Genomic DNA, 17,975 nt, shown 5'->3' with positions numbered 1-17,975 from the left:
AGCGGTCAAATCCTTTCTTAAAGACTCCTTTAGTCTTTTTTATATGCAAACAGAGGGCTGAGTGGGCGACGTTCATGGATACGGACAATCGCTTTAGCAATCAACTCGGCAGCAGAGAGGTAGGTTACATTTTCTGGAACACGCTCTTTTGTGAGGACAGAGTCTGTTACTACAATGTCTTTGATTGGAGAAGCTTCTAAAATATCAGCCGCACCGCCAGCGAAAAGACCATGACTAGCAACGGCATAAATATCAGTAGCGCCACCACGTTCCAAAATTTTTGCCGATTCAGCAAACGTTTTTCCTGTATTTAAAATATCATCAATGATAATAGCTTTTTTACCTTTAACATCACCGATGATATATCCTTCTTCGCGATCAGCATCGTCTTGAGCGTAGTCAATGATAGCAATCGGAGCACCTAAGACCTCTGCGAGACTGCGAGCACGCTTTATTCCAGAGTTTTTAGGGCTGACAATAACGACTTCTTCACCAGTAAAGCCAAGCTGAGAGTAGTGTTCAGCAAAAAGTGGAACAGTAAAGAGATTATCCACTGGAATGTCAAAGAAACCTTGCACTTGGACAGCATGAAGGTCAAGTGTCAATAAGCGGTCAACGCCAGCCTTTACCAGCATATTGGCAACTAATTTCGCAGTGATTGGTTCACGAGAAGCAGCAATACGATCCTGTCTAGCGTATCCAAAGTAAGGAATGACAACATTGACAGAGTTAGCGCTAGCACGCTTACAAGCATCAATCATAATCAATAACTCCCACAGGTTGTCATTGACAGGAAAGCTAGTGGATTGAATAATGTAAATGTCGTCTCCACGGACGGTTTCTTCGATGTTAATCATAATTTCACCATCTGAAAATTGACGGCAAGATACTTTTCCAAGCGGAATTCCTGAGACTTTTGAAATTTTCTCAGCGATTGGGAGGTTGGAAGTAAGTGAAAACAACTTGATAACGTTATCGGCATATTGTTCAACCATTTTTTTGGGAAACTCCTTTGATTCTAAAGCTTATAAAACAACAACTTCATTCTACCAAAAAAGAGAAGAAAATTCACTTTTTAGTGTCAAAATACTGATTTTCATTATCGGATAAGTCTGATAAATATTCAAAAGACAGATAAAAACCTTTTACTTTAATTGTTTTTATCTGTCTTTTGGTGTTTAAGTGTTGCACTAAAACGGGCAACTTTGCTTTTGGCATATTTAAAATCAATGTTTTGATTGGTTAAAAAGGAATCAAAATCTTTTTTACCTTTTTTGGCATCAAGAACTTCTAACTCTAACTCATAATCTCTAATGCCAGCATATTGGTTGTCATCTAAAGCCATAAGACCAATAGAAGTTTGGCATTCGCGTCTAGTTGTTGTTAAGTAGCCAAAAACAGCGAGTTTACTTGGGATAACTCCTTGCTTTTGAATACGCTTTGTAATATCGTTTTCAGGTAATTTTCCTGTTTTAATCATCTTTTTTGCCTTATCAATAGGTAGCGCAATATTGTATTCCAAATTGCCGACTTCCTCAGGGATTTTTAGGGTTAATTCCGCAGTGTTTGAAATGGTACGGATACGTAGTGACATGCGGTTTGCTTTCATGTCAAATGTTTCTGTATCGAAATAGTAATTGGTTTGAGTGACAGGTGTCACGTGTGAAAACTGCGTCTTGAGACGATTAAATTCGTCTTTTGTCAGCATTGTTTTAAATTCTATCTCAAGATGGTTCATAGTTCGTGTCCTTTGAAAATTTTATGGTATAATAAACGTTAAGTTTATTTTATAAGAATTTAGCTCATTTGACAAGGTTTTGTCATGGGCTTGGAGGAGATAACATATGGGCATGGACTGGGAAACCTTTTTAGACCCTTATATCCAGACGGTTGGTGAGCTGAAAATCAAGCTAAGAAGTATTCGTAAGCAATTTCGTAAACAAAATAGACATTCACCAATCGAATTTGTGACAGGACGTGTTAAATCTGTTGAAAGCATCAAGGAAAAAATGGTCTTGCGCGACATTCGCTTTGAAAATTTAGCTAAGGATTTGCAAGATATTGCAGGACTTCGTATCATGGTACAATTTGTTGATGATATCGATGAGGTGCTGGAACTTTTGCGTAAGAGAAAGGATATGACTATCGTGCATGAACGAGATTATATCAATCACATGAAAGCTAGTGGTTATCGCTCTTATCATGTGATTGTAGAGTATCCTGTTGATACTATTCATGGGCAAAAAAAGATATTAGCTGAAATACAGATTAGAACATTAGCTATGAATTTTTGGGCAACTATCGAGCACTCACTCAATTACAAATATCAGGGGGAGTTCCCAGAAGAAATCAAGAAGCGTCTGGAAGTAACTGCAAAGATTGCTCTTGAATTAGACGAGGAAATGCGTAAAATTCGAGAGGATATTCGTGAAGCACAGATTTTATTTGACTCCGAGAGTAGAAAGTTAAGTGATGGTGTAGGAAATAGTGATGATACAGATGAATTATACCGATAAAAGAAACCCCACTCGTGTTGCTATTATTAGTAATAACAAATATCAAAGCAAGCGTATTGCCAGTAAATTATTTGCAATTTTTAAAGAGGCTGACGATTTTTATTTAACGAAGAGAGAGCCAGATGTGGTGATTAGTATCGGTGGAGATGGTATGTTGCTATCTGCTTTCCACATGTATGAAAAGACTCTAGATTATGTTCGTTTCGTTGGTATCCATACAGGACATTTGGGCTTTTATACAGACTATCGTGATTTTGAGGTAGACAAGCTGATTGAAAATCTTAGACAGGATAATGGAGCGAGCATTTCCTATCCGATTGTCAAGGTTAAGATTACTTTGGCAGATGGTCGCATTATTAAAGGAAAAGCACTCAACGAGTCAACAATCAAACGTATCGAAAAGACTATGGTAGCAGATGTTGTCATAAATAAGGTCAAATTTGAAAGATTTCGTGGAGATGGTCTGTCTGTTTCTACACCAACAGGAAGCACTGCTTACAATAAATCACTGGGTGGTGCAATCTTACACCCCACTATTGAGGCACTTCAATTAACAGAAATATCAAGTCTTAATAACCGTGTCTATCGTACCATCGGATCATCACTTATCATTCCTAAAAAAGATGCCATTGAAGTTGTACCAAAGCGCTTTGGGCTCTATACGATTTCTATTGATAATAAAACCATGCAATATCAGAATGTAAAAAAGATTGAATATAGCATCGACAGTAAAAAAATTCATTTTGTGGCTACACCTAGTCATACGAGTTTTTGGGAGCGTGTTATGGATGCTTTTATCGGAGAGCACAATTCATGAGATTTGAATTTGTAGCAGATAAGCAGGTAAAAGTTAAAACACTTCTCAAAAGTCACGATATTTCAAAAGGCTTATTAGCTAAAATTAAGTTTAAAGGCGGCAATATCTGGGTTAATGGGGTTGAACAGAATGCTATTTATCTCCTTGATATTGATGATAAGGTGACAATTGACATTCCTGATGAAAAGCCACATGAGACACTGGTTCCGATTGCTCATAAGCTTAATATCATATCTGAAGATGAACATTTTCTTATCCTTGATAAGCCTTATGGTATAGCGAGTATTCCAAGTAAAAATCATACAAATACAATTGCAAACTTCGTTAAGTATTATTATCAAGAAAAAGGGTATTCTAACCAGCAGGTGCATATCGTGACACGATTAGATAAAGATACAAGCGGGCTTATGCTTTTTGCTAAGCATGGTTATGCGCATGCTAGATTAGATAAGCAATTACAAGCAAAAGCAATTGAAAAACGTTATTACGCTTTGGTGTCTGGTAAAGGTGAGCTATCAGATTGTGGTGAGATTATTGCACCGATTGCAAGATCACAGGATAGCATTATTACGAGGTGTGTGCATTCGTCTGGCAAATACGCTCATACTAGCTATCAAGTCGTTGAACGTTTTGGGAATGTGGCTTTGGTAGATGTGTGGTTGCACACTGGGAGAACCCACCAGATACGTGTGCATTTTTCACATATTGGATTTCCTCTATTGGGGGATGATATGTATGGTGGTCGGATGGATCTTGGTATTACCCGTCAGGCTCTGCATTGTCACTCCTTAAAGTTTATAGATCCTTTTACAAAAAAACAACGTTATCAGACAATTGGCTTGACAGATGATTTTGATAGCGTTATCATAAAACTAAAAGAAAATAGATAGAGGATTTAAATATGCGCTCTTTGTTTGGAACCTTGCGTGAAAAAGTAGCCCGTGATTACGTTAAGATTGTATTTCCAGAAGGAAATGATGAACGTGTTCTGCGAGCTGCAGCACGCCTTAAATTTGAGGGATTGATTGATCCTGTTATTTTGGGAGAATATAATGAAGTTCATGATTCGCTAGCTAGACTAGGTTTTGTGGATCAAGAATACACGATAATCAATCCCAATGATTACTCTGATTTTGAGCAAATGAAAGAGACATTTGTTGAAATTCGAAAAGGTAAGGCGACTTTAGAAGATGCCGATCGCCTTTTACGTGATGTTAATTATTTTGGGGTAATGCTTGTGAAGCTAGGATTGGCAGCTGGTATGGTATCTGGCGCCATTCACTCCACGGCTGATACAGTGCGTCCGGCTCTTCAGATTATAAAGACAAGAACAGGTATTTCTAGAACTTCTGGTGTTTTTCTGATGAATCGTAAGTCCACCAACCAGCGCTTTATTTTTGCAGATTGCGCTATAAATATAAATCCTAGTGCTCAGGAATTGGCTGAAATTGCAGTCAATACAGCTGAGACAGCGACTATTTTTGGATTTGATCCCAAAGTAGCATTACTGAGTTTCTCAACTAAAGGTAGCGCAAAAGCACCGCAGGTAGATAAGGTACAAGAAGCTATTAAACTAGCAAAAGAGATGGCGCCTAAACTTGCTTTAGATGGTGAATTGCAATTTGATGCTGCTTTTGTTGCTGAGACAGCAGCTATTAAAGCACCTAATAGTCCTGTTGCTGGACAAGCTAATGTCTTTATATTTCCAGATTTGCAATCCGGAAATATCGGCTACAAGATTGCGCAACGCTTAGGTATGTTTGAAGCAATTGGTCCTATCTTGCAGGGTCTAAATGCACCTGTCAATGATTTGTCGCGTGGTTCTAGTGCTGAGGATATTTATAAATTATCTATTATCACAGCAGCGCAAGCTCTAGACAGACGAGAAAGGTAACAACAAGAAGCGAGAAAATGCAACTTGCTTTTCGGAAATGAGGTAAAAATGACAGATATAGCTTTAGTAACTGGAGCTTCGGCAGGCTTTGGTGTTGCTATTGTTGAACGATTAGTAGCAGATGGTTATAAAGTTATTGGTGCTGCAAGGCGTTTTGATAATTTGCAAAAATTGGCAGACAGATTGGGTGATGTTTTTTACCCATTGAAGATGGACGTTACCGATAGAGCTTCTGTTGATAAAGCACTAGAGACTTTACCGTTTTCTTGGCAACCCATCTCACTTTTGGTCAATAATGCAGGCCTAGCATTGGGACTTGATAAGGCTTATGAGGCAGATTTTGATGATTGGCTAACGATGATAGAGACCAACGTTATTGGCTTAGCTTATGTGACACGTCAGATTTTGCCTGATATGGTCACGCGCAATCACGGATTGATTATCAATATTGGCTCAACGGCGGGTACAGTTCCTTATCCAGGAGCTAATGTCTATGGTAGCACCAAGGCTTTTGTCAAGCAGTTCTCGCTCAATCTACGATCTGACCTTGCTGGGACACGCATTCGTGTCTCCAATATTGAACCAGGTCTTTGTGAGGGAACAGAGTTTTCAAATGTTCGTTTTAAAGGAGATGAGGAGAGAGTTGAAAAACTGTACGAGGGAGCACATGCCGTTCAACCCAAAGACATCGCTGAAATGGTCTCGTGGATAGCTGGTCAACCTGAGTATGTCAATATTAACCGCATAGAGGTCATGCCAACCTCACAAACCTTTGGATCGCAACCGGTATATCGTGATTTGTAAATAATTTGAATGATAAGCTCTTTCATTTAGGGCTTTTCTATTTGTCAGTTTGTACCATAGTGGTTTGGTTATAAAAAAATAAAGGTTGTAAATGCAGGTAGAATAGGCACAAGGATTTGCTTTTGATAAGGCGACAAAATCAGTTTTTTGTGACTCTAGAATTGTTTATAAAATCATGGGAATAAGTCAACTGTATGCGATGCAGTCTTTAGTTGATAATCAAGGAGGTTTCGCTCATATCAGTTAAGTGTTTATAATAGGGGCAATTCCATTGGTTATTCGGGCTGACACTGGTTATAATAATCAAATATATCTTGATTGCGTTAGAAGCAGATAATACATGAAAGAGTCTTTATACCTTGATTAGAAAATACATCCTTAGTTGATTATTCCATCTATGTATGACAGGGATATAACTTTGATTTTTGATGGTGTAATAGCATTTGCAATTATAGTTACAACAGCTATTGAAGGCTTACACGGTCTCTTTCTTTAGTTATTTTTATAGCAACCAGTGACATGTCATTGTGACAGCTTTCTGTATTTTGTTGATTCTTTTTAGCATTTAACGCTTTGGAATACACTTTATCGAACATATTTTGGGGTTCAATGATGTTGATTTGGTTGGCTACTTTGAGGCTTAGTTGGCTTTTGAATGGCTTTTCCTATATTATGCGCTTCGTTTTTCTTGGCATTATAGTCTGCCAAAGATGAACCAAATAATTTCTGGTAGACCTCTTTGAGATTTTCTTGCTTGATATAAATATTGTCTCCAGCTTTGCTTTGGTCAATATGCCGGTGCTGAACTTCCAGATACTCCTCCTCGGTTAAATCTCGGTTATTGTGTTTGACACTTGTTATCTTGGTACTCGTCTTAAACGAAATGCTCAACTCAACCATTTTTTTCCTCCCAGGCCTAGCTTCCGTGTTTGGGAGCTAAGCAAGCCGACTACGTCTATTGCTTGCCCAAAATCCTGTCCGACAAAGTCGGACTTTTGATATAATTTCTGTCTAGAAATGATATCAAATTTTTGTTACTTTTCCAAAAACGTTCCTTCCGAGGGACTCTTGTGCAGAGGGCAATACAAAAACTTTGATACATATGATAGACAAATCAATAAAAAAATAGTAAAATGAAAGCGATAACAAAAAATAGGATTAGAAAGGAAAAACAAAGAAGACTATAATATCCGATTTTTTCAATCAAATATTTTCGATAAATAACATTGTGGCTTTAAAGAAAGTAAAGGAATAAACTATGAAAAAACAAACAAAATTAATTTCAATTTTTTTAACCACACTTATAGTTGGAACAACAACCCTACCAAATATTTCAACGGTTTATGCTTTGGAAAATATATCCCAAAGTTACACAACTGAATCGTCATCTACTCTAATAACACCTCCCTCATCATTAAGTGAAAGTCAAATTGATTCTCTCGCGGATGAACTACAGGCATTACATCCAGATGTTTCAAAAGAATGGATTGAAGAAGTAATAAATAGACAGCTCCAAGGAGATTATTCATTACCAATAAACTACTCTCCATTTAGAGCAGCATGGCAAGGAATTACTGTTGGACAAATGGGAGTTGCGTTAGATACAGCTATCTCTTTAGCCTTAGGAGGAACTACTGCCGGTCTTGCTAGTTTAATAAAGGTTAAGGGGAAACATGCTGTAAAAAGCGCTATTCGTTCTGCAATTGCAAAATATTTAGGTAGTTGGTTTGTAAACGACGTTATCTTAGAAATTGCTATGAATGCACTATCTCCAAGGGCTTATTTGGCAAAATTATGGGATAAAAATGATGCAATACCTAACAATGGTCGAATTAACTTCTAACTATGAAATATATATTAAAATTAATTAGTTATAATATACTTTCACTAACTATAGTTTTTATATTTACAATAATATTAAGAACTCCTTTCAAATGGTGGAATGTTATAATAATGACATCTTCGTCTTATATTGTGTACAACTATTTGAAAAACAAAAAAAATTAGACAATATATTTTCAGTTAAAGGATTGAGCTCTGTTTAATACAGAGCTCAATCCTTTTTATGTGTTATAATAAAAGAGTTGGTGTTATATTTCCCAACTCTTACTTTATCAAATAATTTTGTTTCGTCGCATTCCAAATTGCGACGATTTTTGTTCCAACTGAAACATCTTTTTCATCTTCAGAAGTATGAATCAAATCCCCATTCTCGACATCAGACAGTCGCAATCTCTTTCGAATTTCTTTGAACAATCCACCATAACCCAACTGTCGCTTCCGATACAAACCATCTACAACCTAGGCATTTTTTAAATTCAATTCGATTGGCTTCATCGGATATTTTGCCGTCTCAAGGATTGCTCCTTTGAGACCTTTTCCTTGTTCTTTTTCATCTCGCCATGTGGATAGTAGGTACCCTCTGGCATATCATTGATAAAGACGTGGATAGCTTCTTTTGGCGCTTTAGCAACACGTGAGACGACTTCGGTCACTTCTCGTGCTAATTCTTCCTTTTGCTCTTTTGTGCGTCCTTCAAATAAATCAATTTTAATAAATGGCATTACCATACCAGCTTTCCCAAATAAGATACAGATAACTGTTCGGCTTATTATACCATAAATTGAGACAAAGCAATAGCAAAAAATGTTCGCTTTTTAGGAAATAATGAATGCGAAAGTATTCCCTGATATTGACAAAAAACAAATGATAGTCTACAATGAATATCAGAAAGGTAAGATTTTGCTCAGTACTGTTTTTTTACATAGGAAGGTCATGTTATGAATGTAGGAGTATTACATGTTAAATGATATCCCTGTTTTTGATTATGAGGATATCCAGCTTGTTCCCAATAAATGTATCGTTAAGAGTCGTATAGAGGCTGATACTAGTGTAGAACTTGGTAAGTATCGTTTTAAAATGCCTGTCGTTCCGGCTAATATGCAAACTATCATTGACGAGTCTATTGCAGAAAAATTGGCAACAGAAGGTTATTTTTATATCATGCATCGTTTTGATGAAAAAGTGCGTAAACCATTTATTAAGCGTATGCACAGTAAAGGGTTGGTTGCCTCTATTTCTGTTGGTGTCAAAGACTATGAATATGACTTTATTCGCTCACTAAAGGACGATGCTCCTGAGTTTATCACTATTGATATTGCTCACGGACATGCAGATAGTGTGATTCAAATGATTCAGCATATCAAGATGGAGCTACCTGAAACTTTTGTTATAGCAGGTAATGTTGGTACTCCTTCGGCGGTTCGTGATTTAGAAAATGCTGGTGCAGATGCAACGAAAGTGGGGATTGGTCCTGGAAAGGTCTGCATTACTAAGGTCAAAACTGGCTTTGGTACAGGTGGCTGGCAACTAGCAGCTTTGCGTTGGTGTGCTAAGGCTGCTAGGAAACCTATTATCGCCGATGGAGGAATTCGTACAAACGGTGATATTGCCAAATCTATTCGCTTTGGAGCGACAATGGTCATGATTGGATCTCTTTTTGCTGGACATTTGGAGAGTCCTGGAAAGTTAGTAAGAGTAGATGGTGAAGATTTCAAGGAATATTATGGTTCAGCATCTGAATATCAAAAAGGTGAGCATAAAAATGTTGAAGGTAAAAAAATCCTTCTTCCGATTAAGGGGCATCTCTCTGACACTTTGATTGAAATGCAACAAGATCTACAAAGCTCTATCTCCTATGCTGGGGGAAGAGATCTTGAAAGTCTACGTCATGTGGACTATGTTATCGTCAAAAATTCCATTTGGAATGGCGATTCTATCTAACAAAAAACCTTATTTATGTTGAGAATAGGCTCAACGTTTCTACAAGACACCGTAAATGTCTAACAATGAGGTAGCTTTGCTACTGGTAGAATGTAAGATGAGGTTAAGAAAGTTCTTAACCTTTTTAATTTTGTGGAGGAAAAATGAAATTATTAGAAGAACGTATCATCAAAGACGGTAGTGTTTTGAGTGACACTGTTTTAAAAGTAGACAGTTTTTTAACGCATCAAGTGGATACTGGCTTAATGAGAGAAATTGGAAAAGTTTTCTCAGAAGCTTACAAAAATGCTGGCATTACAAAGATTGTCACCATTGAAGCCTCAGGGATTGCCCCAGCGCTCTATACTGCGGAAGCCATGCAGGTGCCAATGATTTTTGCGAAAAAAGCTAAAAACATCACCATGACAGATGGTATTTTAAGTGCTGATGTTTATTCTTTTACCAAGCAAACAACCAGTCAGGTGTCTATTGCTAGCAAGTTTTTGAATCAAGATGATGTAGTCTTAATCGTGGATGATATTTTAGCAAATGGACAAGCAGCCAAGGGATTGATTAATATTATTGAACAAGCTGGCGCAAGGGTAGCTGGTATTGGAATTGTTATTGAGAAATCTTTCCAAGATGGGCGTCAATTCTTAGAAAAAGAAGGGATTAAAATTACTTCTCTTGTCCGTTTACAATCACTTGAACAAGGTCACATTACTTTTATGGAGGCGGATGCGTAAAATGGAATTAAACGAACAAAAACATTCTCAAGCTGCCATTTTGGGGCTTCAACATTTACTTGCTATGTACTCTGGCTCTATCCTAGTTCCTATCATGATAGCAACAGCGCTGAATTATTCATCAGAACAACTGACTTACCTCATCTCTACGGATATTTTCATGTGTGGGATAGCTACTTTTTTGCAGGTGCAGTTGCGTAAGCATTTTGGTGTTGGTCTACCAGTTGTTTTAGGAGTAGCTTTTCAATCGGTAGCGCCATTGTCTATAATTGGAGCAAAACATGGTAGTGGTACGATGTTTGGTGCTTTGATAGCTTCAGGTATTTTTGTAATCGCTATTGCTGGTGTTTTTTCAAAGATTGCTGTTTTTTTCCCACCTATTGTGACAGGATCAGTCATCACAACCATTGGTTTGACTCTTATCTCTGTTGCTATTGGCAATATGGGGGACAATGCAAAGTCCCCCACTAGCACTAGCTTAATCCTTTCTCTTCTGACGGTTGTCATTATTTTATTACTTCATAAGTTTACAACTGGTTTTGTCAAATCCATTTCTATTTTGATTGGATTAGTTGCAGGGACTGTTATTGCATCATTTATGGGATTGGTTGACTTTTCTGCAGTTGCACAAGCCCCTCTTATCCATGTGCCGACACCATTTTACTTTGGTTTACCAAAGTTTGAGTTATCTTCTATTATCATGATGTGTATCATTGCGATTGTCTCTTTGGTAGAGTCAACTGGAGTTTACCTCGCTCTAGCTGATATCACAGAAGAAACATTGGATAGCAAGCGTCTTAGAAATGGTTACCGTTCAGAAGGAATCGCTGTTTTGCTTGGTGGTCTTTTCAATACTTTTCCATACACAGGTTTTTCACAAAATGTTGGATTAGTGCAGTTATCGGGTATTCGTACACGGCGTCCTATTTATTATACTGCTTTATTTTTAATCATCTTAGGTTTGCTTCCAAAATTTGGAGCGCTAGCGCAAATGATTCCAAGTCCTGTGCTTGGGGGTGGTATGTTAGTCATGTTTGGTATGGTATCTACTCAAGGTATTCAGATTTTGCATACTGTTGATTTCAAGAAAAATGAGCATAATCTTATTGTTGCAGCGGTTTCAATTGCAGCCGGAGTAGGTTTTAACAGAACTAACCTTTTTGATAGTTTACCAACTAATGCACAAATGTTTTTGACAAATGGAATCGTTATTGCGACACTCTGTTCTATACTATTAAATTTACTCTTTAACGGAAAAGAACCGATTAAATAAGTGCAACCTCTTGACTTTTTGTTAAGAGGTTTTTGTTTGAATAGAGTAGCATGATAGTATCTTTTTTGATATAATAAGTAGGATTATATTAGAAGGTGAGATTGAGTGTTTTGGCACAACTCTACTACAAATACGGAACTATGAATTCTGGGAAGACCATTGAAATTTTAAAAGTAGCGCACAATTACGAAGAACAGGGAAAACCGATTGTTATTATGACGAGTGCTCTAGATACACGTGATGGTATTGGTGTTATCTCGAGTCGGATTGGTATGAGACGTGCGGCCATCCCAATCTCAAAGGAGACAGATATTATTGGTCTAGTGGGGCGATTGCCAGAAAAACCTTATTGTGTTTTGATTGATGAGTGTCAGTTTTTAAGCAAGCAAAATGTTTATGATTTTGCACGTTTGGTAGATGAGTATGACATCCCTGTCATGGCATTTGGACTAAAAAATGATTTTCAAAATGAACTTTTTGAAGGATCAAAACATTTGTTGCTTCTAGCAGATAAGATTGAGGAGATTAAGACTATCTGCCAATTTTGTTCTAAAAAAGCAACCATGGTCTTACGTACGGAAAATGGGAATCCGATTTATCATGGACAGCAAATTCAAATCGGTGGGAATGAAACCTATATTCCTGTTTGTCGTAGACATTATTTTCATCCCAATTTATCAAATCAATCTGCTTAAAATGACTAACAGCTAAGGAGACATAACCACTATGAATATCTATGATCAATTACAAGCCATTGAAGATCGCTATGAAGAGCTTGGTGAATTGTTAAGCGATCCTGAGATTGTTTTAGATACTAAGCGCTTTATGGTATTATCAAAAGAGGAAGCTAATACACGTGAGACCGTTGCCGTTTATCGTGATTATAAAAAGATATTACAAAATATCACGGATGCTGAAGAGATGATTAAGGATGCTTCTGGTGATAGCGAACTCGAAGAGATGGCAAAAGAAGAGCTCAAGGAAGCAAAGGAAGCAAAAGAAAAGTATGAAGAGAAGCTCAAGATTTTACTGCTTCCAAAAGATCCAAACGATGATAAAAATATCATTCTTGAAATTCGAGGAGCAGCAGGTGGAGATGAGGCGGCTTTGTTTGCAGGAGATTTGCTTAATATGTACCAAAAGTATGCCGAAAGTCAAGGTTGGCGCTTTGAGATTATGGAAACATCGGTTAACGGTGTCGGTGGAATCAAAGAAGTTGTTGCTATGGTATCGGGTCAATCTGTTTATTCTAAGTTAAAATATGAATCAGGTGCGCACCGTGTGCAACGTGTACCTGTGACAGAAAGCCAAGGTCGTGTCCACACTTCCACAGCGACAGTTCTTGTTATGCCAGAAATCGAAGAAGTAGAATATGATATTGATCCTAAAGATCTTCGGATTGACATCTACCATGCTTCTGGTGCTGGTGGGCAAAATGTCAATAAAGTTGCAACCGCTGTGCGTATCGTCCATTTGCCGACAAATATCAAAGTTGAAATGCAAGAAGAGAGAACACAGCAAAAAAATAGAGATAAGGCGATGAAAATTATTCGTGCTCGAGTGGCAGATCACTTTGCACAAATTGCTCAAGACGAGCAGGATGCGGAGCGTAAGTCAACCATCGGTACGGGTGACCGTTCAGAGCGTATTCGTACCTATAATTTCCCACAAAACCGTGTCACCGATCACCGTATCGGATTGACTTTGCAAAAGCTTGATAGCATTTTGTCTGGTAAGTTAGATGAGGTCATTGCTGCGCTTGTCCTCTACGATCAAACGCAAAAACTCGAAAAACTCAACCAATGATGAATTACGCACAAGCTTTTGAAACTTATCAACAAAAATTAATCGCTGTGGGAGAAGAAAGCGAGTCGCTAGTCTTTGTCTTTAGAGAGTTAAAAAAATGGACAACACTCGACTATCTTTTACATCAAAACCACCAAATAACTGCAGGTGATTTTTCTTTACTTGAGGATATTTACTATCAGCTAGCTCGTCATAAGCCGGCTCAGTATATTTTAGGTTATGCGTATTTTTGTGGTATAATACTTTGTGTGGATGAGCGAGTTCTTATTCCACGACCGGAAACTGAAGAGTTGGTTGATTTGATTATTAGCGAAAATTCTGCTAAAGCTTGTAAAGTTTTGGATATTGGTACAGGAAGTGGAGCGATTGCGTTAGCGCTCAAAAAACAATGTCCAAACTGGGATGTGATAGCAAGCGATTTCTCGCAAGAAGCACTTGATGTAGCGAAGAAAAATGCAGCTACTCTCGCACTTGATGTCTCCTTTATACAATCAGATGTTTTTCGTCATATTAGAGGAAAATTTGATATTATCGTATCAAATCCACCCTATATTGCAGAGAGTGATAAAGAAGAAGTTGATGTGAATGTTTTAACATCGGAGCCTCATAACGCTCTATTTGCTGCAGAAGACGGTTATGCTATTTATCGACAAATTATCAATGAAGTCAGCACTCACCTTACTTCAAAAGGAAAACTTTACTTTGAGATTGGTTATAAGCAGGGAGAACATCTTACGGAGTTATTGCAGACACAATTTCCCAAAGCCAGAGTGCGCATAATAAAAGATATGTTTGGCAAAGATAGGATGGTGGTACTAGATGAACTCACAATTGATTGCTGAGTTGAAAAAAAAGAAAGCTATTGTTTTGCCGACAGAAACGGTCTACGGTCTATTTGCTAAGGCGATGGAGGAAGAGGCTGTTGATTACGTTTATCGTTTAAAAAAGCGTCCACGTGACAAGGCAATGAACCTTAACGTCAGCTCTTTCGATGAAATTTTAGCCTATTCTTCTCAACAGCCCTTTTTTTTGAGAAAACTCTACGATGCTTTTTTACCGGGAGCTTTGACTATTATTCTGCGATCTAATGATAAAGTGCCTACTTGGATAAATTCTGGCTACGATACCGTTGGTTTTAGAGTTCCTAATCACCCTAAAACACTTGATATCATCCGATCCGAAGGACCCTTGATAGGACCGTCAGCCAATTTTTCAGGAAAAAAAAGTGGGACTGTTTTTGAGACTATTATGACAGAGTTTAACCATCAAGTCTTAGGCTATGAGGATGACTCGGTAATTACTGGTAGAGACTCTACTATTTTAGATATTTCACAAGTTAAGGCAAAAATTTTGCGACAAGGTATGATTACCCAGGAACAACTGATAAAAGCTGTTCCTGAACTAATTTTTGATTAAGAACATTTTGTTCTGTTGATATAACCATGGAGGTAATATAATGATTTTTGACAAAGAGGATTACAGAGCATTTGATCCCGAAGTATGGGAAGCTATTGCGAGAGAGGAGTTTCGCCAGCAAAATAATATTGAACTTATCGCATCTGAAAACGTCGTCTCAAAAGCTGTTATGGCAGCCCAAGGTACTGTTTTAACGAATAAATATGCCGAGGGATACCCTGGAAAGCGCTACTATGGTGGAACAGATTGTGTTGATGTAGTTGAAAACTTAGCCATTGAACGTGCCAAACGTTTGTTTGGTGCAGAGTTTGTCAATGTTCAACCACATTCTGGTAGTCAGGCTAATGCTGCGGCTTACATGGCTCTTATTAAGCCTGGTGATACTGTATTAGGAATGGATTTAGCAGCAGGTGGTCATTTAACACACGGTGCAGCGGTTAGCTTCTCAGGGCAGACTTATCGCTTTGTGCCTTACAATGTTGACAAAGAAACTGAATATCTTGATTATGATGCTATCTTTGATTTAGCAAAAAAAGAGAAACCGAAGTTGATAGTTGCTGGAGCTTCAGCATACTCTCGTATCATTGATTTCGCAAAATTCCGTGAAATTGCCGACAGCGTTGGAGCTTACCTCATGGTTGATATGGCACATATCGCAGGTTTGATTGCCTCAGGGCATCACCCAAGTCCTGTACCTTACGCTCACATCACAACGACTACAACACACAAAACTCTCCGTGGTCCTCGTGGTGGTATGCTCTTAACAAACGATGAAACACTTGCTAAAAAGATTAATTCAGCCGTTTTCCCAGGTCTTCAAGGAGGTCCGCTTGAGCATGTCATCGCTGCTAAAGCAGTTGCCTTTAAAGAAGCACTAGATTCATCTTTTAAGGAATATGGTCAGGCTGTTTTAGATAATGCTTGTGCAATGGCTGAGGTTTTTAATCAGCATGATTATTTTCGTGTTATCTCTGGCGGTACAGACAATCATCTCTTTTTAGTAGATGTAACCAAGGTCGTTGAAAATGGTAAGGTGGCACAAAATATATTAGAATCCGTCAATATCACACTCAATAAAAACTCCATTCCATTTGAAACGTTATCACCATTTAAAACTTCAGGTATCCGCATAGGTTCACCTGCAATCACCAGTCGTGGTATGGGTATCACAGAAGCACGTCAAATTGCCAATTTAATGGTTAGAGCGCTTGAAAATTATGATAATCAAAAGATACTTACTGAAGTACGTAGTGAGATTGATCAGTTGACTAATGCCTTTCCGCTTTACAAAGGACTAGGACGATGATTGACCTTTATATTAAGCAGATCATTATTCATCAGTTTTCGCCAAACGATACAGAACTCTATTTTTCAGATACACCTATTGCTATTACACCCAAACTAGATGAATATTTTCGGAAAAAATTATCTAAAGTATTTACTGAGGAAGCCAAACGAGGTAATTTTACTCCAGATAACGTCTTTTGGAGTTATTTGGAAAAGGATCTTATGGCCTCTTCGCAAAAAATTGCAAAGTTATGGCGAGAAGAATTTATTCTCTCAGAGGAACAAAAAACTAATGATTTGATTTTCATTCAGTTTGACAAAGATGGTGTTGAGCACTTTGCCTTTTTACGAGTGACTTTGCGTGAACATTTAGCACATATTGATATTGGCAGTGACACTCCTATCAAAATCACACAAAATAACCTCCCATCAGCTACGCATACACCTGATGAAGGGGTTGTTGTCAATCGTGTAACAAGAGATTATTATCTTATCGAAAAGCGCTTAAAACATAACGGCAGTTTTACGCACTATTTTTCAAAATATTTATTACAAGTAAAACCTAGACAATCTGTTAAAAAAGCTATTCAGCAGGTTGAAAAAACAGCACAAAAAATCGCTGAAAATTTTAATCAAGATGACTTTAATTTTCATAGTAAGATGAAGTCTACTCTCTACACGAACCTCGAAGAGGAGCAAGAGATTTCACCCGAAAAGCTTGCTAACCAACTCTTTGAGAATAATCTTACCGCTCGTTTGACTTTTGTAAATGAGTTGAAAGAAGAGATTCCAGATAGTATTTCTGTTTCTGATATTGATTATTCACGGCAGGCTAAAAAGCTAGAAAATCAGAAGCTGTCCTTGTCAAATGGTATTGAGCTAATTGTGCCTAATAATGTCTATGAAGATGCCGAATCCGTTGAGTTTATTCAAAATCAAGATGGTACTTACTCTATCCTTATCAAAAATGTTGAAGATATCAGAAGTAAATAGTATGTTTAAATGGTTTAAACGCCTCATTGTCCTTTTCGTCCTTATTTTTGTGAGCTATCGTATTTATCTTGTACACGAAAGTGTTAAAAAGGTCGAAACGTATAGGGGTATGGTAGCGAAAAGTTTAGCTGAAAATGGAACAAATGCCAATATTGATTTGATATTAGCTATCATCTATACAGAGACAAAAGGAACTGAACTTGATGTTATGCAATCTAGTGAAAGCATTGATGGTCAAGCAAATAGTATTATAGACTCTAAAGAAAGTATTAAACAGGGTGTAAAGTTGTTAACGGATAATCTTGTGCTAGCTAATAAAAAGAAGACGGACGCTTGGAGTGCTGTGCAGGCTTATAACTTTGGAACGGGTTATATTGATTATGTTTCAAAACACGGAAAGAAACATACGATTGGATTAGCTAAAGCTTATTCACGAGATATTGTAGCGCCTAGCCTTGGAAATAAAACAGGAGAGACTTACTTTTATCACCATCCTTTAGCAGTCATTTCTGGTGGACGTCTCTATAAAAATGGTGGTAATATCTACTATGCTAGAGAAGTGCATTTTAACCTCTGGCTGATGCATTTGTTCAATTGGTAATTAAAGAAATAAGTATGACTAAATCAGAAAACACCTCAATAACGATTTGAGGTGTTTTCT

General features: G+C 37.6%; 21 protein-coding genes and 1 riboswitch. Of the genes, 16 read left to right on the top strand and 5 right to left on the bottom strand.

All coding sequences use genetic code 11. The annotated features are described in order from the left end of the window. Positions 1-29: 29 nt before the first annotated feature. Positions 30-995: a ribose-phosphate diphosphokinase gene (locus NXS10_RS01345; RefSeq protein WP_259136831.1), complete on the bottom strand. Its 966-nt coding sequence runs from the start codon at positions 993-995 to the stop codon at positions 30-32. Positions 996-1,150: 155 nt separating this feature from the next. After that, positions 1,151-1,738: a CYTH domain-containing protein gene (locus NXS10_RS01340; RefSeq protein ID WP_259136829.1), complete on the bottom strand. Its 588-nt coding sequence runs from the start codon at positions 1,736-1,738 to the stop codon at positions 1,151-1,153. A gap of 106 nt (positions 1,739-1,844) precedes the next feature. On the opposite strand from NXS10_RS01340, the gene yjbM reads away from it, so the two are divergent. The 5 genes from yjbM to NXS10_RS01315 are packed head-to-tail and all read left to right on the top strand — an operon-like array spanning position 1,845 to position 6,031. After that, positions 1,845-2,516: a GTP diphosphokinase gene (gene yjbM, locus NXS10_RS01335; protein ID WP_259136827.1), complete on the top strand. Its 672-nt coding sequence runs from the start codon at positions 1,845-1,847 to the stop codon at positions 2,514-2,516. Further along, positions 2,491-3,333, top strand: coding sequence for an NAD kinase (locus NXS10_RS01330; RefSeq protein ID WP_259136825.1), 843 nt, complete (start codon positions 2,491-2,493; stop codon positions 3,331-3,333). The genes yjbM and NXS10_RS01330 overlap by 26 nt, the downstream gene beginning before the upstream one ends. Next, a complete protein-coding gene (locus NXS10_RS01325) occupies positions 3,330-4,223 on the top strand; it encodes an RluA family pseudouridine synthase (protein ID WP_259136823.1) in 894 nt (297 codons plus the stop codon). The genes NXS10_RS01330 and NXS10_RS01325 overlap by 4 nt, the downstream gene beginning before the upstream one ends. Before the next feature lie 11 nt (positions 4,224-4,234). After that, the gene (gene pta / locus NXS10_RS01320) at positions 4,235-5,227 is read left to right on the top strand and encodes a phosphate acetyltransferase (RefSeq protein ID WP_259136820.1); all 993 of its coding nucleotides are present in this window, start codon (positions 4,235-4,237) and stop codon (positions 5,225-5,227) included. Positions 5,228-5,275: 48 nt separating this feature from the next. Next, positions 5,276-6,031: an SDR family NAD(P)-dependent oxidoreductase gene (locus NXS10_RS01315; RefSeq protein ID WP_259136817.1), complete on the top strand. Its 756-nt coding sequence runs from the start codon at positions 5,276-5,278 to the stop codon at positions 6,029-6,031. Between the two features lie 606 nt (positions 6,032-6,637). On the opposite strand, the gene NXS10_RS01310 is transcribed toward NXS10_RS01315, so the two are convergent. After that, positions 6,638-6,931, bottom strand: coding sequence for a hypothetical protein (locus tag NXS10_RS01310; protein WP_259136815.1), 294 nt, complete (start codon positions 6,929-6,931; stop codon positions 6,638-6,640). 358 nt (positions 6,932-7,289) lie between these two features. Here NXS10_RS01310 and NXS10_RS01305 point away from each other — a divergent pair, with 358 nt between their 5' ends. Continuing rightward, positions 7,290-7,874 carry a hypothetical protein gene (locus tag NXS10_RS01305; protein WP_259136812.1) on the top strand — a complete coding sequence of 195 codons (585 nt, stop codon included), beginning with the start codon at positions 7,290-7,292 and terminating at the stop codon, positions 7,872-7,874. A 263-nt stretch (positions 7,875-8,137) separates the two neighbouring features. Here NXS10_RS01305 and NXS10_RS01300 read toward each other — a convergent pair whose 3' ends face one another. Beyond that, positions 8,138-8,320, bottom strand: coding sequence for a protein rep (locus NXS10_RS01300; RefSeq protein WP_259136810.1), 183 nt, complete (start codon positions 8,318-8,320; stop codon positions 8,138-8,140). Positions 8,321-8,364: 44 nt separating this feature from the next. Next, positions 8,365-8,595: a 4-oxalocrotonate tautomerase gene (locus tag NXS10_RS01295; protein WP_259137328.1), complete on the bottom strand. Its 231-nt coding sequence runs from the start codon at positions 8,593-8,595 to the stop codon at positions 8,365-8,367. Between the two features lie 235 nt (positions 8,596-8,830). On the opposite strand from NXS10_RS01295, the gene guaC reads away from it, so the two are divergent. The 10 genes from guaC (at position 8,831) to NXS10_RS01245 (ending at position 17,915) form a co-directional block, all read left to right on the top strand. After that, positions 8,831-9,814, top strand: coding sequence for a GMP reductase (gene guaC / locus NXS10_RS01290; protein WP_259136807.1), 984 nt, complete (start codon positions 8,831-8,833; stop codon positions 9,812-9,814). After that, a riboswitch (purine riboswitch) is annotated at positions 9,804-9,900 on the top strand. It overlaps the preceding gene by 11 nt. 57 nt (positions 9,901-9,957) lie before the next feature. Further along, the gene (locus NXS10_RS01285; RefSeq protein WP_259136805.1) at positions 9,958-10,539 is read left to right on the top strand and encodes a xanthine phosphoribosyltransferase; all 582 of its coding nucleotides are present in this window, start codon (positions 9,958-9,960) and stop codon (positions 10,537-10,539) included. Then, positions 10,532-11,812 carry a nucleobase:cation symporter-2 family protein gene (locus tag NXS10_RS01280; RefSeq protein WP_259136803.1) on the top strand — a complete coding sequence of 427 codons (1,281 nt, stop codon included), beginning with the start codon at positions 10,532-10,534 and terminating at the stop codon, positions 11,810-11,812. Before NXS10_RS01285 ends, NXS10_RS01280 begins: the two co-directional genes overlap by 8 nt. Before the next feature lie 110 nt (positions 11,813-11,922). Beyond that, entirely contained in the window at positions 11,923-12,507 is a 585-nt protein-coding gene (locus NXS10_RS01275; RefSeq protein ID WP_259137326.1) for a thymidine kinase, read from the top strand. A 31-nt stretch (positions 12,508-12,538) separates the two neighbouring features. Continuing rightward, positions 12,539-13,618: a peptide chain release factor 1 gene (gene prfA, locus NXS10_RS01270; RefSeq protein ID WP_259136801.1), complete on the top strand. Its 1,080-nt coding sequence runs from the start codon at positions 12,539-12,541 to the stop codon at positions 13,616-13,618. After that, positions 13,618-14,460, top strand: a complete 843-nt coding sequence (gene prmC / locus NXS10_RS01265) for a peptide chain release factor N(5)-glutamine methyltransferase (RefSeq protein ID WP_259137324.1) — start codon at positions 13,618-13,620, stop codon at positions 14,458-14,460. Before prfA ends, prmC begins: the two co-directional genes overlap by 1 nt. Further along, complete coding sequence (locus tag NXS10_RS01260) at positions 14,438-15,034, top strand: L-threonylcarbamoyladenylate synthase (RefSeq protein ID WP_259136799.1); 597 nt, start codon at positions 14,438-14,440, stop codon at positions 15,032-15,034. The genes prmC and NXS10_RS01260 overlap by 23 nt, the downstream gene beginning before the upstream one ends. A 40-nt stretch (positions 15,035-15,074) precedes the next feature. Beyond that, positions 15,075-16,340, top strand: a complete 1,266-nt coding sequence (glyA, locus tag NXS10_RS01255; RefSeq protein WP_259136796.1) for a serine hydroxymethyltransferase — start codon at positions 15,075-15,077, stop codon at positions 16,338-16,340. Next, positions 16,337-17,314 (top strand): nucleoid-associated protein, encoded by a 978-nt coding sequence (locus tag NXS10_RS01250; RefSeq protein WP_259136793.1) that lies wholly within the window; start codon positions 16,337-16,339, stop codon positions 17,312-17,314. The genes glyA and NXS10_RS01250 overlap by 4 nt, the downstream gene beginning before the upstream one ends. Before the next feature lies 1 nt (position 17,315). After that, a complete protein-coding gene (locus NXS10_RS01245; protein WP_259136791.1) occupies positions 17,316-17,915 on the top strand; it encodes a lysozyme family protein in 600 nt (199 codons plus the stop codon). Positions 17,916-17,975: the final 60 nt, after the last annotated feature.

This window comes from Streptococcus sciuri (genome assembly GCF_024814375.1).
In the GTDB taxonomy this organism is placed as follows: domain Bacteria; phylum Bacillota; class Bacilli; order Lactobacillales; family Streptococcaceae; genus Streptococcus; species Streptococcus sciuri.
The sequence above is the reverse complement of the archived record's forward strand: the minus strand, read 5'-3'. Positions and strand labels throughout refer to the sequence as shown.

Coding starts and splice junctions, on each gene's coding strand:
- NXS10_RS01345 (WP_259136831.1), bottom strand. CDS start 995: ATGGTTGAACAATATGCCGATAACGTTATCAAGTTGTTTTCACTTACT.
- NXS10_RS01340 (WP_259136829.1), bottom strand. CDS start 1,738: ATGAACCATCTTGAGATAGAATTTAAAACAATGCTGACAAAAGACGAA.
- yjbM (WP_259136827.1), top strand. CDS start 1,845: ATGGGCATGGACTGGGAAACCTTTTTAGACCCTTATATCCAGACGGTT.
- NXS10_RS01330 (WP_259136825.1), top strand. CDS start 2,491: ATGATACAGATGAATTATACCGATAAAAGAAACCCCACTCGTGTTGCT.
- NXS10_RS01325 (WP_259136823.1), top strand. CDS start 3,330: ATGAGATTTGAATTTGTAGCAGATAAGCAGGTAAAAGTTAAAACACTT.
- pta (WP_259136820.1), top strand. CDS start 4,235: ATGCGCTCTTTGTTTGGAACCTTGCGTGAAAAAGTAGCCCGTGATTAC.
- NXS10_RS01315 (WP_259136817.1), top strand. CDS start 5,276: ATGACAGATATAGCTTTAGTAACTGGAGCTTCGGCAGGCTTTGGTGTT.
- NXS10_RS01310 (WP_259136815.1), bottom strand. CDS start 6,931: ATGGTTGAGTTGAGCATTTCGTTTAAGACGAGTACCAAGATAACAAGT.
- NXS10_RS01305 (WP_259136812.1), top strand. CDS start 7,290: ATGAAAAAACAAACAAAATTAATTTCAATTTTTTTAACCACACTTATA.
- NXS10_RS01295 (WP_259137328.1), bottom strand. CDS start 8,595: ATGCCATTTATTAAAATTGATTTATTTGAAGGACGCACAAAAGAGCAA.
- guaC (WP_259136807.1), top strand. CDS start 8,831: ATGTTAAATGATATCCCTGTTTTTGATTATGAGGATATCCAGCTTGTT.
- NXS10_RS01285 (WP_259136805.1), top strand. CDS start 9,958: ATGAAATTATTAGAAGAACGTATCATCAAAGACGGTAGTGTTTTGAGT.
- NXS10_RS01280 (WP_259136803.1), top strand. CDS start 10,532: ATGCGTAAAATGGAATTAAACGAACAAAAACATTCTCAAGCTGCCATT.
- prfA (WP_259136801.1), top strand. CDS start 12,539: ATGAATATCTATGATCAATTACAAGCCATTGAAGATCGCTATGAAGAG.
- prmC (WP_259137324.1), top strand. CDS start 13,618: ATGAATTACGCACAAGCTTTTGAAACTTATCAACAAAAATTAATCGCT.
- NXS10_RS01260 (WP_259136799.1), top strand. CDS start 14,438: ATGAACTCACAATTGATTGCTGAGTTGAAAAAAAAGAAAGCTATTGTT.
- glyA (WP_259136796.1), top strand. CDS start 15,075: ATGATTTTTGACAAAGAGGATTACAGAGCATTTGATCCCGAAGTATGG.
- NXS10_RS01250 (WP_259136793.1), top strand. CDS start 16,337: ATGATTGACCTTTATATTAAGCAGATCATTATTCATCAGTTTTCGCCA.
- NXS10_RS01245 (WP_259136791.1), top strand. CDS start 17,316: ATGTTTAAATGGTTTAAACGCCTCATTGTCCTTTTCGTCCTTATTTTT.